16 protein-coding genes are annotated in these 17,813 nt (G+C 64.6%); 6 read left to right on the forward strand and 10 right to left on the reverse strand.

The features are described 5' to 3' along the window. Positions 1-54: 54 nt before the first annotated feature. Positions 55-897: a helix-turn-helix domain-containing protein gene (locus AC04PH_RS04840; protein WP_483064609.1), complete on the reverse strand. Its 843-nt coding sequence runs from the start codon at positions 895-897 to the stop codon at positions 55-57. Between the two features lie 97 nt (positions 898-994). Between AC04PH_RS04840 and rpe the strand changes: the two genes are divergently transcribed. From rpe to AC04PH_RS04855, 3 genes are all read left to right on the forward strand, one after another. Next, the gene (gene rpe / locus AC04PH_RS04845; RefSeq protein WP_483064610.1) at positions 995-1,675 is read left to right on the forward strand and encodes a ribulose-phosphate 3-epimerase; all 681 of its coding nucleotides are present in this window, start codon (positions 995-997) and stop codon (positions 1,673-1,675) included. A 205-nt stretch (positions 1,676-1,880) separates the two neighbouring features. Beyond that, positions 1,881-2,570 carry a response regulator transcription factor gene (locus AC04PH_RS04850; RefSeq protein ID WP_483064611.1) on the forward strand — a complete coding sequence of 230 codons (690 nt, stop codon included), beginning with the start codon at positions 1,881-1,883 and terminating at the stop codon, positions 2,568-2,570. After that, positions 2,555-3,496 carry a sensor histidine kinase gene (locus AC04PH_RS04855; protein ID WP_483064612.1) on the forward strand — a complete coding sequence of 314 codons (942 nt, stop codon included), beginning with the start codon at positions 2,555-2,557 and terminating at the stop codon, positions 3,494-3,496. The genes AC04PH_RS04850 and AC04PH_RS04855 overlap by 16 nt, the downstream gene beginning before the upstream one ends. On the opposite strand, the gene malG is transcribed toward AC04PH_RS04855, so the two are convergent. From malG to AC04PH_RS04875, 4 genes are all read right to left on the reverse strand, one after another. After that, positions 3,497-4,387: a maltose ABC transporter permease MalG gene (malG, locus tag AC04PH_RS04860; protein ID WP_483064613.1), complete on the reverse strand. Its 891-nt coding sequence runs from the start codon at positions 4,385-4,387 to the stop codon at positions 3,497-3,499. It lies immediately after the preceding gene. Positions 4,388-4,466: 79 nt separating this feature from the next. After that, positions 4,467-5,999 (reverse strand): maltose ABC transporter permease MalF, encoded by a 1,533-nt coding sequence (gene malF, locus AC04PH_RS04865; protein WP_483064614.1) that lies wholly within the window; start codon positions 5,997-5,999, stop codon positions 4,467-4,469. A 59-nt stretch (positions 6,000-6,058) separates the two neighbouring features. After that, a complete protein-coding gene (gene malE / locus AC04PH_RS04870; RefSeq protein WP_483064615.1) occupies positions 6,059-7,225 on the reverse strand; it encodes a maltose/maltodextrin ABC transporter substrate-binding protein MalE in 1,167 nt (388 codons plus the stop codon). A 35-nt stretch (positions 7,226-7,260) separates the two neighbouring features. After that, positions 7,261-8,910: an alpha-glucosidase gene (locus tag AC04PH_RS04875; RefSeq protein WP_483064616.1), complete on the reverse strand. Its 1,650-nt coding sequence runs from the start codon at positions 8,908-8,910 to the stop codon at positions 7,261-7,263. A gap of 178 nt (positions 8,911-9,088) precedes the next feature. Between AC04PH_RS04875 and AC04PH_RS04880 the strand changes: the two genes are divergently transcribed. After that, positions 9,089-10,138 carry a substrate-binding domain-containing protein gene (locus tag AC04PH_RS04880; RefSeq protein ID WP_483064617.1) on the forward strand — a complete coding sequence of 350 codons (1,050 nt, stop codon included), beginning with the start codon at positions 9,089-9,091 and terminating at the stop codon, positions 10,136-10,138. Next, a complete protein-coding gene (locus tag AC04PH_RS04885) occupies positions 10,129-11,205 on the forward strand; it encodes an ABC transporter ATP-binding protein (RefSeq protein WP_483064618.1) in 1,077 nt (358 codons plus the stop codon). The genes AC04PH_RS04880 and AC04PH_RS04885 overlap by 10 nt, the downstream gene beginning before the upstream one ends. Here the strand turns inward: AC04PH_RS04885 and AC04PH_RS04890 are convergent. From AC04PH_RS04890 to neuC, 3 genes are read right to left on the reverse strand one after another with little or no spacing between them, the layout of a single operon-like run. Then, positions 11,202-12,494, reverse strand: a complete 1,293-nt coding sequence (locus AC04PH_RS04890; RefSeq protein ID WP_483064619.1) for a 3-deoxy-D-manno-octulosonic acid transferase — start codon at positions 12,492-12,494, stop codon at positions 11,202-11,204. The two genes, AC04PH_RS04885 and AC04PH_RS04890, sit on opposite strands and share 4 nt — an antisense overlap. After that, on the reverse strand, positions 12,491-13,738 hold the full coding sequence (locus tag AC04PH_RS04895; RefSeq protein WP_483064620.1) for a 3-deoxy-D-manno-octulosonic acid transferase: 1,248 nt from the start codon (positions 13,736-13,738) through the stop codon (positions 12,491-12,493). The genes AC04PH_RS04890 and AC04PH_RS04895 overlap by 4 nt, the downstream gene beginning before the upstream one ends. Then, on the reverse strand, positions 13,725-14,846 hold the full coding sequence (gene neuC / locus AC04PH_RS04900; protein ID WP_483064621.1) for a UDP-N-acetylglucosamine 2-epimerase: 1,122 nt from the start codon (positions 14,844-14,846) through the stop codon (positions 13,725-13,727). The genes AC04PH_RS04895 and neuC overlap by 14 nt, the downstream gene beginning before the upstream one ends. A gap of 112 nt (positions 14,847-14,958) precedes the next feature. Here neuC and AC04PH_RS04905 point away from each other — a divergent pair, with 112 nt between their 5' ends. Continuing rightward, a complete protein-coding gene (locus AC04PH_RS04905) occupies positions 14,959-15,969 on the forward strand; it encodes a polysialyltransferase family glycosyltransferase (RefSeq protein WP_483064622.1) in 1,011 nt (336 codons plus the stop codon). On the opposite strand, the gene AC04PH_RS04910 is transcribed toward AC04PH_RS04905, so the two are convergent. Next, positions 15,942-16,703, reverse strand: a complete 762-nt coding sequence (locus AC04PH_RS04910) for a glycosyltransferase family 25 protein (RefSeq protein ID WP_483064623.1) — start codon at positions 16,701-16,703, stop codon at positions 15,942-15,944. The two genes, AC04PH_RS04905 and AC04PH_RS04910, sit on opposite strands and share 28 nt — an antisense overlap. Then, on the reverse strand, positions 16,696-17,727 hold the full coding sequence (locus AC04PH_RS04915; protein WP_483064624.1) for an N-acetylneuraminate synthase family protein: 1,032 nt from the start codon (positions 17,725-17,727) through the stop codon (positions 16,696-16,698). The genes AC04PH_RS04910 and AC04PH_RS04915 overlap by 8 nt, the downstream gene beginning before the upstream one ends. Positions 17,728-17,813 lie beyond the last annotated feature (86 nt).

The following is a 17,813-nucleotide window of genomic DNA, read 5'->3' on the forward strand; positions in this document are numbered from 1 at the left end:
GCAAAGCTGTCACTTTGCATCTGTCTTGGCAAGTTTTGACCAAATGGTCAAATGTTATTCCGGCTGCGCGACGTCACGTTGCCGCGCGGCACGGTATTGCGCAGGCGAGACACCGTGGAAGGTGCGGAACTGCTTGTGGAAATGCGACAGGTTCGGCAGGCCGATCTCTGCCGCGATGTCGCCCAATGTGTCGCTGCCGCCGGTGAGCTCGCGGGCGGCGTGGCGCATCCGGATCGCGTTGACGTATTGCGCGGGGGACACGCCGGCAAAGCGCTGCAGGCTCCGGGTGACATGGGCGTGGGCCTTGCCCGAACGGGCCACCAGACCCGCCGCGCCATCACGAAAGACCGAGGGGGCCAGCGCCGCGGTGCAGGCCGCGCGCAGCCAATGCGGTGCATCAGGCGAAAGCCCGGTCTCGTCGATCGCTTCGGCGCAGAGGGGCAGCAGGAACGCGGCGAGGTGCAGCGCCGTGTCCGGTGCCTCTTCCAGCCGTATCGCGGCCCGGTTGAGTTGTGCGAGTTGCAGGCTGTCGCGGTGGACTACCTCGGGGGCGGGGGCGTCCGACCAGAGTAGATGACCGCGCAGACCGGTGTGGGTCCGAGCCAGCGCCGTGACAGCATCCGGGTGCATCGTGACGGAAACCACCATGGCCGCATCGCCCTTGCCCTGCAGGGCGTGGGCATGATGTGGCTGTACGAAGAGCACGCAGCCTTCGGTCAAAATGGTCACACCGTCGGGCGTATTGTGCCGGACCTCGCCGTTCTGCACCCAGAGCAGTTCGAAGAAGTCGTGATCGTGCAGGCGTTTGGGGCGATTGCGGCGCAGCATCACGCGGCTGACCATGGCGACCGCATCGCCCGGCAGCACATCCGAATGGCGAAGGGTGACAGTTTCCATGTGGGCAACCCGATCCGGTCTCGATGTCACGATGCACGGTGACAATCGCGCAGGCAGAGGCTATGTCCGCAGGCGAAAAAACACCAGAGGCCCGCTCATGACATTCGACCGTTCCATCAAGATCGCACCCTCTATTCTGGCGGCGGACTTCGCCAATTTCGGAGCCGAAATCGCAGCGGTGGAGGCGCAGGGCGCGGACTGGATCCACGTCGACGTGATGGACGGGCATTTCGTGCCCGCCATCACCTTCGGCGCGCAGACCTGCAAGGCGATCCGCCCGCATATCAAGACGGTGATGGACGTGCATCTGATGATCTCGCCGGTGGATCAGTATCTTGAGGGTTTTGCCGATGCCGGGGCCGATTTCATCACCGCCCACGTCGAGGCCGGGCCGCATATCCACCGCACCTTGCAAAACATCCGCGCGCTGGGCTGCAAGGCAGGTGTCGCGCTGAACCCGGGCACTCCTGCCATCGCCGTGGCCGATGCGCTGGACATGGTCGATCTGGTCTGCGTGATGACGGTGAACCCCGGTTTCGGCGGGCAGAAGTTCATCGACATGACGGACAAGATCCGCGCCCTACGCGACATGATCGGCGACCGCCCCGTGCATATCGAGATCGACGGTGGGGTCGATCCGACGACGGCATCAAAGGTGGCGGCGGCCGGTGCCGATGTGCTGGTGGCGGGGTCCGCCGTGTTCCGGGGCGGATCGACCAGCGACCCCGCACCTTATGGCGCCAACATGAAGGAGATCCGCGACGCGATCACGGGTTAACCGTTTCTGCGCGAAAACTGCACAAACCTGCAGGCGGGTCTGCGCAAGCCGTCTGGCATCCCGGTCCCAACCAGATAGATGGAGTGGGACAGATGAAGAAACTCGTAATCCGCGTTGTGCCGGACAGCCTGCGCAAGGACGGCTGGTGGCTTGATGCCGCACCTGTTGTGGCCGTAGCATCGGCACCGAAGAAGGGGGCTGCGTCATGAGCCATCACATTCTGATCGCCGACGACGATGAGCAGATCCGCGATATCCTGCGGATCGGCCTGACGCAGGCCGGATTCACCGTGACGGAGGTGGGCGACGGGCAGGCGGCGCTGGATCAGGTGCGCCGGGCGACGCCCGATCTGATCATCCTCGATATCGGGATGCCGGAGATGGACGGGCTGGATGTTTGCCGCGCGGTGCGCCGTGACAGTGCGGTGCCGATCCTGTTTCTGACGGCGCAGGGGGACGAGATCGACCGGGTCGTGGGCCTTGAACTCGGGGCCGATGATTACGTCGCCAAGCCGTTTTCGCCGCGCGAGCTGGTCGCCCGGGTGCGCGCGATCCTCAAACGCACGGCACCCGGAACGGTCACGACGAAGGCGCTGCGCCGCGGCGCGCTGGCGCTGAACCGCGAGCAGCATGTCTGTCTAGTGAACGACGACGCCGTGCCGCTCACCGCGCGCGAGATGGAACTGCTGGCCAAGCTGATGCAGCGGCCCGATCACGTCATGGCACGGCCGCAACTGGTCGATGCGATCTATGGCACCAACATCCACGTCAGCGATCGCACGATGGACAGCCACCTGCGCAACCTGCGCGCCAAGCTGGCGCAGGCGGGCTGCGATGACGCGATCGAGACGGTGCATGGCGTGGGCATCCGGATGGGGCCATGCAGCGCGGCATAACTGCCAAATGGCGCCCCTCTCTCGCGATGGTGCTGGGGGCCACGATTGCCGTCGTGCTGTGCCTGCCGGTCGCGGGGATCGTGGCGGTGCGGTACATCTCTCCGCTGACCGGCTACCGCGAGGCGGTGCTGCTGGTCAGTATCTGCGTGGTCATCGTGGCGGGTTATGTGGGCTGGGTGCTGTGGCGGATTTTGTTGCGCCCTATCACCGCGCTGGCTGCCCATGCCGACCGGGTGCGCGCGGGGCGTGGCGACGTGACGCCGCTGCGCCACTACGGCACGCGCGAAATGCGGGCGCTGGGCGGCGCGATCCTTGATATGGGCGAGACATTGCAGACGCGCGAGGCGGTGCTGCGGACCTATGCCGACCACGTGACGCACGAGTTGAAATCACCTCTGACAGTGGTGCGTGGTGCGGCGGAGCTGCTGGGCGACGGCGATCTGCCGCAGGCGGAGCGGGACAGGTTACTGGCCCGCGTCGACGGGGCGGTGGCGCGGATGGGACAGTTGCTGGATGCGCAGCGGGCGCTGGCCAAGAGCCATGACGTAATGCCGGACGGGCAGTGCCGGCTCGCCGATCTGGTGCTGCCGGACATCGTGCAGGTCGAGAGCGATGCGCCGATGCCGCTTGCGCCCGAGGTGTTGCAGCCGGTGCTGGACCATCTGATCGGCAACGCGCGGTCGCACGGGGCCAAGCGCGTGATGGTGCGTGCCACGCCCGCGGAACTGACGGTGACGGACGACGGTGCGGGGATTTCGCAAGGCAACCGTGCGCGTATCTTCGACCCCTATTTCACCACACGGCGCGACGCGGGCGGCACCGGCATGGGGCTGCCCATCGTGCGGCGGCTGCTGCAGGCCAAGGGGGCCACGATCACGCTGGCGGATGACGCGCGCACGACGTTCCTGATCCGCTTCGACGTGTGATCAGCCCTTGACCGCCCCGTCGCTGAGGCCGGAGACGAGGTATTTCTGCGCGAAGAGGAACACCACGGTGATCGGCAGGCCCGACAGGATCGCGGCGGCGGCGAAATCGCCCCAGAGGTAGCGGAATTCGTTGAGGTAGAGGCGGGAGCCGACAGCCAGCGTCATCTTGTCCTCGGACCGGATCAGAACCGACGCGATCGGGTAGTCGTTGATGAAGCCGATGAAGGCCAGCACGAAGACCACTGCCATGATCGGAACCGCGAGGGGCAGGAAGATATGGCGGAAGGTCTGCCACGGCGTCGCCCCGTCGATGGCGGCGGCCTTGTCGAGTGCGGTGTCGATACTGTCGAAATAGCCCTTGATCGTCCAGATATGCAGGGTGACGGCGGAGAGGTAGATCACGATGAGCGCAAGGTGGCTGTTGAGACCCAGAAGCGGCGTCGCCTCGCCCAGCGCGTCGAAGATCGCGTAGATCGCGACGAGCGCCAGCGTGGTGGGAAACATCTGGATCAGGAACAGCGTGTCGAGCATCGCGCCTTTGCCGCGGATGCGGATGCGGCTGAAGGCATAGGCAGAGATCGTGGAGAGCGCGAGCACGCCGACACCGGCGATCAGGCCGATCTTGATGGAATTCCACATCCACAAGAGGACGGGGTAGGGCGGTGTGACGACCGTGCCGTCGTCGCGCGTGTAGTCGAGCCCGAAGGCCAGATACCAGTGTTCCAGCGTCGGGTTTTCCGGCCAGAGTTGGCCAACGGAAAAGTTGCCCTCGCGAAACGAGATCGAGACGACGACGATGAAGGGGAACATGATCAGCGCCAGGAAAATCAGCAGGAATCCGTGGGCGCAGATTTTCTTGATCAGGAGGTCGCGGGGGCGTTCGACGATCATTGTCTAGTCCTTTCTGTCGCCCGGCGGTGCGCCGCGCGGCTGCGCCGACGCCCCGCCCGCCGTCCCGTAGATACGCCCGTCATCGGCCCGACCTGCGCTGGGCTGCACGGCGCATGGCGACGAAATTGGCATAGGAAATCGCCGCGACCGCGACGAAGATCAGCAGCGTGATCGCCCCGGCGAGGCCGAATTGCTGGCCGGAGCTGTCGAAGGCCAGCCGGTAGGTGAAGCTGGCCAGAATGTCCGTCTCGCCCGCCGGGATCACCGTGCCGGGGATGTCGGGCAGGCCTTGGGTCAGCAGATAGACCAGCACCAGATTGTTGAAGTTGAAGGCGAATGACGCGATCAGCAGCGGCAGGAACGGCGGGATGATCTGCGGCAGGGTGATCGTGAAGAACACACGCAGGGCGGATGCGCCCTCCAGTGCGGCGGCCTTCTTGTGGTCCTCCGGCACCGCCTGCAAAAAGCCCATGGCGAGCAGCATCATATAGGGATAGCCCAGCCATGTGTTCACGATCAGCACCATTGTGCGGGCCAGTGTGCCGTCGGAAAACCAGTTCGGCTCGATCCCGAAAAGTGCCTGCAGGATGATGTTGATCTCGCCGAAGTTCTGGTTGAACAAGCCCCGGAACACGAGGATCGAGATGAAGGCGGGCACGGCGTAGGGCAAGATCAGCAGGATGCGGTAGATCGCCTTGCCGCGCAGGTGGGGCCATTGCAGAATGACCGCGAGGGTAAGGCCCACGGCGAAGGTAAAGACCACCGATAGCGTGGCGAACACCAGCGTCCAGACGAAGATCTGCAGCATCGGGCCGCGCACGCCGGCGGAGGTGAAGATCCGCTCGAAATTGTCGAACCCGATGTTCACGCGCCAGCCGGGGGGCACCTGTTCGCCCTCGGGCGTGACGAAGAATCCGGTGTCGTGGTCGGGGCGCAGGACGGCACCGTCTGCCGAACGGATCAGCGTGTCGCCGTCACGGATATAGTCCGGCGTGATCTGGGCGAAGGTGCGCAGGCCCGCGTTCAAGAGTGGTGGTCCGTCCTCCGGCGCCAGCGTCAGCGCCTGCAAGCCGCCGCGCAGGGCGATAGCATCGCGGCGTTCCAGCAGCGTCGCGGGGGTTTCGGCGGAGGCGAGGTTGGCCGTGGTATCGGTGCCATCAAGCGTCACGGGGTCCGACAGCAAACCGGCCTCCGGCAACCAGATCCGGTATTGATCGCCGTCAGGGGCCACGGCAAAGGGCTGTTCAGTGGCGGGGTCGGCGGTGCTGCGTGAGGTCAGCACCTCGATCGTGCGTTCGAACGTCAGCAGGTTGGAGGACGCGTAGTTGGTGAAGCCCAGATAGACGGTATAGGCCACCGGGAAGGCGATGAAGATCAGGACGGCGGCGACACCGGGAAAGATGAAGCGCGCGCCGTAGAACCGGTTTGCCCCGAAGACGATGGCCACGCCGACCGCCAGCGCCAGCATGATCGCGCCATAGACCGGCTGCGCGGTCTGGTAGAGGAAGAACGCGCCGAAGAGGATCAGCAGAGTCGCCAGAGCCACGCCGATCAAGCGGGGCATGGCGGACCGCTCCGGCACTTGCGCGGGGATGTCACTGGCGGTTGTCATCGGGGCTGCCCTTGCGTGGCGGAAATGGGCGGCGGGTCAAAGACGCGCCGCCCGGAGACTTATTCGCCCAGAATGCGGGTGGCCGCATCGTTGAGCGCGGCTTCCGGCTCTGCAGCACCCGAGGTGATGTTGGTCAGCGCCGGTGCCATTGCGGCCCAGAATGCGCCCATTTCGGGGTTCGACGGCATCGGCACGCCGTTCGCCGCGACGGCAAGCATGTTGCTCACGTTCTCGTCGTCCTGTGCCTCTGCGGCGGAAATGTCGGCCAGTGCACCCAGCGCGCCGTTGGCGTTCCATGTTGCCAGCCCTTCGTCGGTGGCCAGATAGTTTTCGATCAGTTCGACCGCGAGGTCGGCGTTCGGCGATGCGGCATTGATTGCCAGCGTCTGGATGCCGAGGAACGGCGGTGCAATCTCACCATTCACGGTAGGGATCGGGGCCACCGCAAAGTTGATACCGGAGCCTTCCAGCCCGCCCCAGGCCCACGGGCCGTTGAGGACCATCGCGACCTCGCCGTTGTTCATGGCACCGTCCATGACCCCATAATCTACGCCCTGCGGCATGATGCCATCGTCGAAGAGCGATTTCAGCACCTCGGCGCCGGCGATGGCACCGGGTGTGTTCACGCCGGTATCGTCACCGTCGTAGGAGCCGTCGACCTTCTGGAAGGCGTAGCCGCCGCCGGCCATCAGCAGCGGCATGGTGAAATAGGTGTTGTTGTAGTCCCAGAGGATCGGCTGCGCGTCGATTTCAAGGTCGGCGATCTCCTCGAAGGACGCGGGCGGCGTGTCGATCAGGTCGGTGTTGTAGATCAGGTGCACGGCCTCGACCGAGACAGGGTAGCCCCACGTCTTGCCGTCGAAATTCACGCCTTCCATGGTGGCAGGAAGCACACCGTCGACCCAAGCCTGGCTGGGCTGCACAGGTGCGATCAGACCGCCGTTGGCCCATTCGCCGAAACGGTCATGCGCCCAAAGGACGATATCGGGGCCATCGCCGGTGGCCGCGGCCTGCTGGAACTTGTCGGTCAGGTCAGGGTCCACGACCTCGACCACGACCTCGATGCCCAGATCGTCGACGAAGGGCTGTGCCGCGGCGAGCAGCGCGTCCTTGTCACGGTTTGCGCCGGTCCAGATGACCAGCTTGCCGTCCTCGAAGGCCATGGCGGGGGCGGTGGTCGCCAGCAGCGCGGCGGTTACGCCCAGTGTCTTGATGATGGTTTTCATTTTGGGTCTCCTCCCGTTGAATGCGTGTCCGGCGCTCAGGCCGGGATGGCCGTTTTCACGGCCGTTGGTGTGATGACGCTCAGCGCAGGCGTGGTGTCGGATGCCAGATAGATAAATCCGTGCGGTGGCAGGTCGAGCGTGTCGCCGTCCAGCGTTGCGTGGGCCGGGCCGACAGGCTCTGTCTTTCCGGTCACGCGCAATACCATGGGCGTGTCGGACAGGTTGAAGATGCCGGTCAAGGTGCTGCCGTCCAGACTGCGCGCGATGGCGAGCAGCGGTTCGGGCAGGTCGATGAAGGCGGTGTCGCCGCGCTGCAATTCGGGCCGGTTCTTGCGGAACGCGATGGCGGCGCGATAGCTGTGCAGCACGCTGTCGTTGGCGGCCTCTTGCCCGGCGACGGCGCGGGCGGCCTGTGGCGGTTTGACCGGCAGCCATGGCGTGCCGTCGCTGAAGCCCGCGTTGGGTTGGGTGGCATCCCAGACCATCGGCGTGCGGCAGCCGTCGCGGCCCTTGTATTCGGGCCAGAAGGCGATGTTGGCGGTATCCTGCACTTCCGGCAGCAGGATGTCGGTCTGGGTCTGGCCCAGTTCCTCGCCCTGGAAAATGCCCAGCGTGCCGGGGAAGCTGCACAGCATGGCGATGGATTGTTTGGCCACGGCATCGGTGTCGCCGTCTTCGGGTGTCCAGCGCGAGACGTGGCGGTCCACATCGTGGTTCGAGAACGACCATTTCGCCCAGCCGTCGGGTGCTGCGGTCGCGAAGGTCTCGATGCAGCGGCGGAAATGTGCAGCGGTGTGGTCGTGGCTGAGCATCGCAAAGGAATAGGCCATGTGCAGCTTGTCGGTGCCGGCGGTATATTCGCCCATCAGCTCGACCTGCCGGTCGCCCATTTCACCGACTTCGCCGACCATCATGATGTCGTCATACTGATCGGTCAGCGCGCGCATCCGGCGCAGCACATTGAGGTTTTCCGGCTGCGACTTGGAATAGAGATGTTCCTGCGCCTCGTAGGGATTGTTGGGGAATGGATCGGGCGCAAGCGCCGGATTCTGGCGCAGCCGCTTGTCGTGGGTGTAGAAATTGACGGTGTCGAGACGGAAGCCGTCGACGCCCCGGTCCAGCCAGAATCGCATCGTGTCGAGCAGTGCATCGACCACGTCCGGGTTGTGGAAATTCAGGTCGGGCTGTTCGGTCAGGAAGTTGTGCATGTAATATTGCTTGCGCCGCGGGTCGAACATCCATGCCGAGCCGCCGAAGACCGAGAGCCAGTTCGTCGGCGGCGTGCCGTCCGGCTGTGGGTCGGCCCAGACATACCAATCCGCTTTCGGATTGTCGCGGCTGGCGCGGCTTTCGGCGAACCACGGATGCTGGTCGGAGGTATGCGACAGCACCTGGTCGATGATGACCTTGAGGCCCAGATCGTGGGCGGTGGCGACGACCGCATCGAAATCGGCCAGATCGCCGTAAAGCGGGCTGACGTCGGTGTAATCGCTCACATCGTAACCCATGTCGCGGTCGGGGGAGGTGAAGAATGGCGACAGCCAGATCGCGTCGACGCCAAGGCTGGCGACGTGGGGCAGGCGGTCGGCGATGCCTTTCAGGTCACCGGTGCCGTTGCCGGTGCTGTCCTGAAAACTGCGCGGATAAATCTGATAGATCACCGCATCCCGCCACCATTCCCGCATTGTCGCCCCTTTGTCCTGCGTTTTCGATTCGGCGCGAGAGTAACAGTTTGATATGTATTTTCAAAACGATTTAACTTTGCATCTTCAGCGGCAGGCAAACTTGCGTGATATTCTTTGAATATTGGTAAATATGTGCTAATCGCAAATTTGAAACGATTTGAAACTCTCGGGATGTGCCGTGGCAACGCTCAAGGATATCAGTGCAGAACTGGGCATATCCGTCGCTACGGTCAGCCGCGCGCTGAACGGGTTTCCCGAGGTCAGCGCGCGCACCCGCGACCGGGTGCAGGATGCTGCGCAGCGGCTGGGATACCGCCCGAACCGCACGGCGCAGCGACTGGTGACGGGGCGGTCGGGGATGGTCGGCATGATCGTCAAGATCAAGCCGGACATGAGCGCGGACCAGACATTCTTTGAAATCCTGACGGGGCTGACGGCGGCGCTGGCCGCGCGCGAGACCGATCTGGTGCTGGCGGTCGATCAGTCCGACGATCCTGTCGTCCCTTACGCGCGGATGATGGAGCGGGATATTCTGGACGGGTTCATCCTGAACGCGCCGCTGGTGGACGACCCGCGCGTCGCGTTCCTGCGCAAGCGCGGCATCCCCTTCGTCGTGCATGGTCGCACCGGCGAAGAGGTGGATTATCCGTTCTATGACATCGACAATGCGGATGTGTCGCGCCAGTCGGTCGATCTGCTGACGGCGTTGGGGCATCGCCGCATCGCCCTGATCGGCGGAGCCGCGCGTTTCGCCTATGCGCGTGCGCGCAGGCGGGGCTTCGTCGATGCGATGGCGGGTGCGGGGCTGGTCGCACCCGGGGCATTTATCGCGCAGGGGATCGCGACACAGGATCAGGGCTATACCGAGGCGCTGGCGATGCTGTCGGGGCGGCGCGGGCCGCGCCCGACCGCGTTGATCTGCGATTCGACGCCGGTTGCGGCGGGGGTGCAGCGGGCAGCGCGCGATCTGGGCATTGCCGTTCCGACCGAGCTGTCGATCATCGCGCATGACGATGCACTGCCACAAATGCGCGCGATCAACTTCGCGCCCGCACTCACCGTCACCCGCGCACCCCTGCGCGATGCCTGCGTCCCGCTTGCCGACATGCTGATCGACCTGATCGACGGGGCGGAGGCTGCTTCGCTTCAGACCCTGTGCCGGGCAGAATTGCTCGTGCGTAACTCCACCGGACCCGTTAGCCACGAAGGGAAAGACCCATGGCCCTAGACACCGCGACACAAGACGCGCTGACCACGCGGAACCTGCGAAAATCCTATGGTGCGGTCGACGTGCTGCATGACATCGACATCGCGATGAAGGCCGGCGAGTTTCTGGTCCTCGTCGGACCGTCGGGCTGCGGCAAATCCACATTGCTCAATTGCATCGCCGGGCTGGAGGAGATCACCGGCGGGCAGTTGCTGATCGGCGGGCGCGACGTGACGCAGGAGCCGCCGAAGGACCGCGATATCGCGATGGTGTTCCAGTCCTACGCGCTCTACCCCACGATGACGGTGGGCGAAAACATCGGGTTCGGCATGAAAATCCGACGTGTGCCGAAGGACAGGATGCAGGCGCGGATCCACGAGGTCGCAACGCTCTTGCAGATCGAACACCTGCTGGACCGGCAGCCCGCGCAATTGTCCGGCGGCCAACGCCAGCGGGTGGCGATGGGCCGGGCGCTGGTGCGCGACCCAAAGCTGTTTCTGTTCGACGAACCGCTGTCGAACCTGGACGCCAAGCTGCGGGTGGAGATGCGCGCCGAGATCAAGCGGCTGCACAAGACCACGCACGCCAGCATCGTCTATGTCACCCACGACCAGATCGAGGCGATGACGCTGGCGACGCGGATCGTGGTGCTCAAGGATGGCTACGTTCAGCAGATCGGCACACCTGCTGAAATCTATGACACCCCTGCCAATACATTCGTGGCCGATTTCATGGGGTCGCCGCCGATGAACCTGATCCCGGCGAAGCGCCACGCCGACGGCTATGCGCTGGGCGACACCGTGCTGGCGGCAGACCACCCGGACACGGTGCTGCCCGACGATCTGATCGTCGGCATCCGGCCCGAACATTTCAGTGTGGCACGGGGCGCAGGTGACCTGACGGTCATGCCGGTGATGATCGAGAACACCGGGGCGGAGTGCTATGTCAGCTTCGACATTTCCGGCACGCGCGTCACGGCCCGCCTGCCGGGGCGGATGGACGAGGACAGCACTGATGAAATCGCACTGTCGGTCGCGGCCGGCGCCGTCACGGTTTTCGATGCCGCGACGACGAACCGGGTCGGTTAACCGGTCTCTTTCCGGATCGCGGCGAGCGTGCGCGCGACGGCCCCGGACTGCGTGTCGAAGAACGCTTTGACGCGGACGGGTTCGGGGGCTGTGCCGGACCTGACGTGCGCGATCAGCTCCGCCACGTCCGCAACCTGCGTGGCGACACCGGAGGCCTGTGCCTCGACGAACGGGAATTCGATGGTCCAGGTATGCGGTCCGCAAATCACCGGTTTCGACAGCGCAAGCGGTTCGGAGATGTTATGCGCGCCCTTGGGCACGAAGCTGCCACCGATCAGCGCCTGATCGCAGAGTGCGAGGTAAAAATACATCTCGCCCATGCTGTCGCCCAGCAAGACATCGCATTCGGGGAGGCTGTCGGCTGTCAGGTCGGGGGGCAGCGTTTCGCTTCGCCGTGCGACGCGCAAACCTGCATCGGCCAGAAGCGCGGCACTTTCGTCGAACCGTTCCGGTGCGCGGGGGACATATACGAAGAGCGGCGCATCCGGGCCGCGCGTGGCCTTGATCAGCGCGATAAAGGCCCCGTCTTCGCCGACCACGACGCTTGTGATCGTGATGACGCGGCGCGGCATGTTCCGTTTCAGATGCTGGCCCGCCGCGACCTGATGGTCGGGGATCGGCTGGTCGAAGCGCAGCTCTCCGGTCACATGGATATTGCGCGCGCCCGTGGCTGCGAACCGGTCACGCTGCAGGTCCGACTTCACGAACGAACCGGCGTAGCCGCGCAACAAATCAAGACGCCATTTTGATTTTTCCATATCTCTCGTGAAGGATTTATGCGGATATTGCGCATTGCAGGGAAAGAGGGGTACGCCCCACCGATGTGCCGCGCGCACCATCACGGGCCAGAATTCGATCTCCATCACCAGCCCGTATTTCGGGGTGAAGGCGGCAAAGAACCGGCGGTAGCACCACATGAATTCCAGCGGCACCCAGACGGTCTGTACCCGGCCCGCCGCGATGTCGTCGGCAAATGCGGCAGCGGCGGCGCGGCGACCGGCAGGGGTGAAATGGGTGATGACGACCCGTTCGCCCTGATCCAGCAGCCCCCGGATGAGGGCGACGGCGGACCGCACCTCGCCCAGCGAGACGGCATGGACCCAGACGGCGTTCCTGAGCGGTGCGCGGTAGAACCCGAACCTCTCACCCAGACGCGCGATATAGCCGTGGTCGCGCCGTCCACGCCAGAGCAGATAGAGCAGCGCCACGGGCAGGAGCAGCACCCACGCGAGCGTATAGATGATGTAGAACCGGCGCAGGCGCGGTGTGGGGAAACGATTGTTGGTCATGCGTCACCCACCAGTTCCAGCAGCTTGCGGGCCAGCGCCGCGACCCGCTCGCGGTAGCCCTGAAGCAGGTCGGTCGCGTTTTCACGCTGCGGGGCGAGTGAACCGCAGAGGTATGCCGCCAATGAGGTGGGCGAGGCGACCTGCACGCCGCCGTGGTTCTCCAGCAGGGCCGTATAGTCGGCGGCAAAATTCCCGGTGCGCGGCCCGAACAGAACGGCGCAGTCCAGCGCTACTGCCTCCCACGGATTGTGGCCTTCGGTCGCGTCATGCGTGCCGCCGATCAGCGCGCAATGCGACAGGCGATAGATCAGCCCCATATCGCCCGTGGTATCGGCCAGCCAGATCGGATCGTCTGGGCCGGGCAAGGCACGTTGCGACAGTCGGAGGGTGTCGTCGGGCACCCGGATGTTCCTGTCGGGGAAGCGCGGCGCGATGATCAGCAGTGCTTCTGGCCTGCGTTCGCGGACCAGCTTGTGGGCGGCCAGTGCCACCGCCTCGTCCGCCGGATGCGACGATGCGGCGACCCAGGTGAATCGCCGCCCTATTGCCGCGCGCGCTTCCGTCAGCTTTGCGTCGTTCACCTGCAGGGGCGGTGCGGCCGGTTTCAGCGATCCGTAGCGGGTGACATCTTTTGCGCCCAGTGCGCGGAAATGCACGGCGGAGGTTTCGTCCTGCGCGTCCACGACCGCGATCATGTCGTAAAGTGCGGCATAGGCGGCCGCCCAGCGTTTGCGCTTGCCGAAGGATGCATCGCCGATCCGCCCTGCCACGATGGCCTGCGGGATACCGCGTGCGTGCAGATCGACCACGAACCCGGGCCACAGGTCCTGTTCCGACCAGATGCAAAGATCGGGCCGCCAATAGTCGAGGAACGCCGCCCGATAGCCCGGCGCGTCGAGCGGCAGGAACTGGTGCGTGGTGCGGGGTGGCAGGTTGCTGCCGAACGCATCCGCCCCCTTGGACGTGGTAGAGGTGACGAGGAAATGGGCTGCGGTATCAGCCGCCGCGAGTGCCGTGATTAACCCGCGCAAAGCCAGCACCTCGCCTAGGCCCACGCCATGCAGCCAGATCAGGCGACCCTCGGGGCGCGGCAGGCCCGCGCGGCCCAGTTTTTCGCGCCAGCGGTCGGGGTGTTCCTTGCCCCGCCTGCGTCTGCGCCACAGCAATGGACGCGCGACGAGGGGAATGGCCCGCGTTGCCCTCAGATAGGCGCGCAGCGCGAAGGGCAGGTCAGGGGTTGTCATGAAAGGTTTTTTGCAGCGATCCGGCCCAGAAATCGGGATCGTTCAGCACAGCGACAAAACGGTCGGCGGCAGAGCCGGAGCCGAAAGCGGTATCGCGCCCTTCGCGTGCGCCCCAGGCGCCCGACAGGAACTCCGCGATCTTGTCGCTTTCATGCGCCATCGCGAAATGGATCGACGGGGCTTGCCCGCGATTGCTTTGCCGGGTGCCGATATCCAGCGACTGCAGCCCGATGAACGGCGCTTCTCGGACGCCCGCCGACGAATTGCCCACAAGGCAGGCCGCGTTTTTCATCAGTTCGGAGAAATGCGCGAAACGCATCGACGGCAGCACGCGGAACCGGTCTGCGGGCAGGGTATCGAGTTGCGCGAATATCCCGTCCGAGCCGGGGTCGTTGTTGGGCGCGATCACGACGAACGCGCGGTCCGATGCCTTGAGCGCGTCGAACAGATCGCGTGCCTGGACGGCCATGGTCGCGGCTTCCGACGTGACCGGATGAAACACGCAGATGCCGAAATCGTCGAACGGGATATCGTAGCGCGCGCGGACCTCATCCATCGTCACTCCGGATGGGCGGGCATGGAAATCAAGCTCGGGCGAGCCGATGACATGGATCGCCCCGGCGTCCTCGCCCAGCGCCATGACCCGCTTGGCGGCGACGTCTGAACTGACGAAATGATGGCTGCAGAGCTTGGAATTGCAGTGGCGATACACCTCGTCGATGGTGCCGGACACCTCTCCGCCCTCGATATGGGCGGAACGGATGTAGTTGGTAGCGCAGACGAGTGCCGCCGCCAGCGCCTCGACCCGGTCGCCGTGAATGACGACGAGGTCCGGCTGCGCCTCGCGGAGAAAGTCGGAAAACCCGGTCACCGTCTTTGCCAGGATCACATCTTGCGGATCGCCGATGCGCTGGTTGAGAAATTCATAGACCGTGACGCCGGGCACGCGGTGCACCTCGATCTTGGTGAGCCCGTAGCGGGCAAGCATGTGCATACCGGTCACGAAGAAAGAAACGTCCAGTCCCGCGTCACGGGCGGCAATCGCCAACGGCTCCAGCTTGCCGAAATCGGCCCGGGTGCCGGTGACGAAAAGGATGGATTTGCTCATTTCGGGCGTGCGCCTTTCATTTCGGTCGGACCCCGGCACGCGGGTGGCCCGGCTTGTCACGATTTCCGTGACCTGCTAGCCGGAATTGCATCACGTTTATGGGGGAAGGCGGATGGCAAGCAACCTGTTTATCGTCATCACCCCGTTTCAGCTTCTTTGTGCGACAGAGGCGCGGACGCGGTTCTGCGCCGACAAGGCGGCGCATCTGGTCGTCGTCGACCGCGAAGCGTCCGGCCACCCGTCACACCGCCAGCTGTCGCAACTGATCGGCGACGACTGGACCAGCGTCACCCGTCTGCAGGAAACGCCGCGCCGTGGATTGCGCCGCAGCGTGCAGCGTATCGGCTTCACGTCCCGCATCGCGCGCGCGTTGTTGCGCCATGGGGTGTTGCGCCAACGGGCGGTTTTTCTGGGCGAGCCGCGCATTTCATGGCTGCGCCTGATGGGGCGCTGGTTCGGGCGGACGACGGTCTGGCTCGATGACGGTGCGGCCTCGGTTTTTCTGATCGACAGGTTGCGCCGGTCGGGCGGGTTGCGCGCACCCGTGGACGGTCTGCCGCAGCTTTTCTCAATGTTCGCGACCCGGCGGGACGAAGCCGAAACCGGCGGCGCTCTCATGCACAATGCCATGACGGTGCTGGACGCGCGGCGTGACGGTGCCGGACAGGTCGCACCGCGCACGGCCGTGATCGCGGGCCAGTGGCTGAGCGAAGGGCGCGAGTTGACGGAGGATGACGAGATCGGCCATCTGCGCACCCTGACGACTGCGTTGGCCGGCTGGCAGGTCCGCTATGTGCCGCATCGTCTGGAAAGCCCGGCGAAACTTGCGCGGATCGCCGATCTCGGCGTTGAGGTGACGCCGCTGGATCAACCGCTCGAACTGCATTTGCTGCAAAGCGACACGCTGCCTGCGCTCGTCATCTCGTGGTATTCGACGGTGCTTTTCAGTCTGCGCACCCTGTTTCCTGCCATCACCCTGTTTAGCGTCCGCGTGCCGCTCGCCATCGCGTCCGAGGAACGGCAGCGCAACGTCGCATTGGTCTACGACGCGCTTCCGGAGACCGGTGTCAGCGTCGTCGCGCCCGAGGCGTTCGATCAGCTTGTGCGGGACTGCGCGAGATGACGCGTCTTGGCCCGCAGGTTGCGCCAGCGCAGGGCGTAGGCGGGCAGGCGGCGATACCAGGGATATTTGCGAACGTTGCTGTAACCGGTGCCGGTGATCGTGCTGACGTTGCCGTCGTCCACGTGGGACGGAAACGGCTCCATCCCCAGATGCCGGAAGTGGTGGACGTGGATCCGATCCGCTTCGATGTCGATGGGGCGGGTGATCGGCGTCATCGCGGGGATCAGCCGGGCGGCCAGATCGCGCTTGATCAGGTAGCAGCCGAACCCTGTCGACGGGCCGCGGTAGGCGTTGAAATCGTAGCCCCCCGCGCTGAATTGCATGACCGGATGCTGGGCGCGGATCTTGTTGAGTTTCAGAAAGTCCCAGCGGTCCGACAGATCGAGCGCAAGATGCAGGGCCGCCGTGAAATCATCGTGAAAGACGACGTCGTCCTCGATGATCAGTGCCTGTTTCGCGTCGCTTTCGGCCAGCTTTTGCCAGACGGCCAGATGCGAATGATAACAGCCGATCTCGCCCTTCATCACGTCGCGCCCGGTATTGCGCTGAAAGGCCGGGATGTCGACGCTGTGCTTTAGCTTGGTCCACTCTTGCGCGCCGTCCACAGCGGGGAAACGGGTGTAGGCAAGGCCAAGAGCGGCGAGCCTGCCTTCCATCGTCCTCCGCCGCTCCACCGCACGATCCAGATTGATCATCCAGACCTGCGTATCCGGCAACACCAGCGTGTCAGCCATCCAGATCGGACCATTTCAACTGCGTATTGCGCGTGATGGCGCGGGTCAGGGTCTTGCCCAGCACCTTGTCGAACTCGTAACCCGCAATCTCGCCCGAACCGGGACGGCGCGCCCAGATGTCGGCTTCGGTAATCACATGGCCCGCATCCAGATCGCGGTCGGCCACGACGGAGGCGCGTGCGAAGGCATAGACCGGGCCTTCGGCGTCCGTGCGCTGTTTGGGGTTATGGAGTGCCGTGTGGATTTCGCGGGACCGGTCGATGATATGGCGCAACTCGGCGGGGTCCATGGAGTTGATGATGTCGGGGCCCGCGCGGTAGCGGGTGTCGGTATAGTGGCGTTCGAGGATACAGGCGCCGAGTGCGACGGACGCCAGCGCCATCTCCGGCCCGATGGAGTGGTCCGAGAAACCGACGACGGCGTTCGGGAAAGCGTTTTTCAAATCGGTCACCCCTTGCAGCGACACGATTTCCGGCGGCGAGGGGTAGAGGTTCGTGCATTCCAGCAGGACATAGTCCACGCCCGCATCCTCCAAAATCTGTACCGACGCACGGATCGTGTCGATGGTCTGCATGCCCGTCGACATGATCACCGGCTTGCCCTTGCGCGCGATGTGACGGATCAGCGGCAGGTTGTCGGCCTCGCCCGATCCGATCTTGTAGGCGGGCACGTCGAGCGTTTCCAGAAAGTCGCAGGCGGCGCGGGAGAACGGCGTGGAAATCCAGATGATGCCCAGGCTTTCGGTATAGCGCTTCAACTCCGCCTCGTCTGCGTTCGACAGGGCACAGCGCTCCATCACCTCCCAGATCGACACGTCTGCGTTGGGCGGGAAAATCTGTTTCGCTTCGTCGGTCATCTCGTCTTCGATGATATGGGTCTGGTGCTTGATCATCTCGCAGCCTGCACCCGCGGCAAGGCGCACCATCTCCTTGGCGACGGCCAGATCGCCGCCGTGGTTGATCCCGATCTCCGCGATCACCAGCGGCGGTTCCTTCGGTCCGATCTTGCGGCCTGCGATGTCCATGGCGTCTTTCCTTGTTTTGTCGGCCCCGGTTTAGGCGGTTTGCCGGGGCGGGGCAAACGCCCTTGTCGATTGTCAGGTCACCCGCA

This window comes from Yoonia sp. KMU-150 (genome assembly GCF_056858355.1).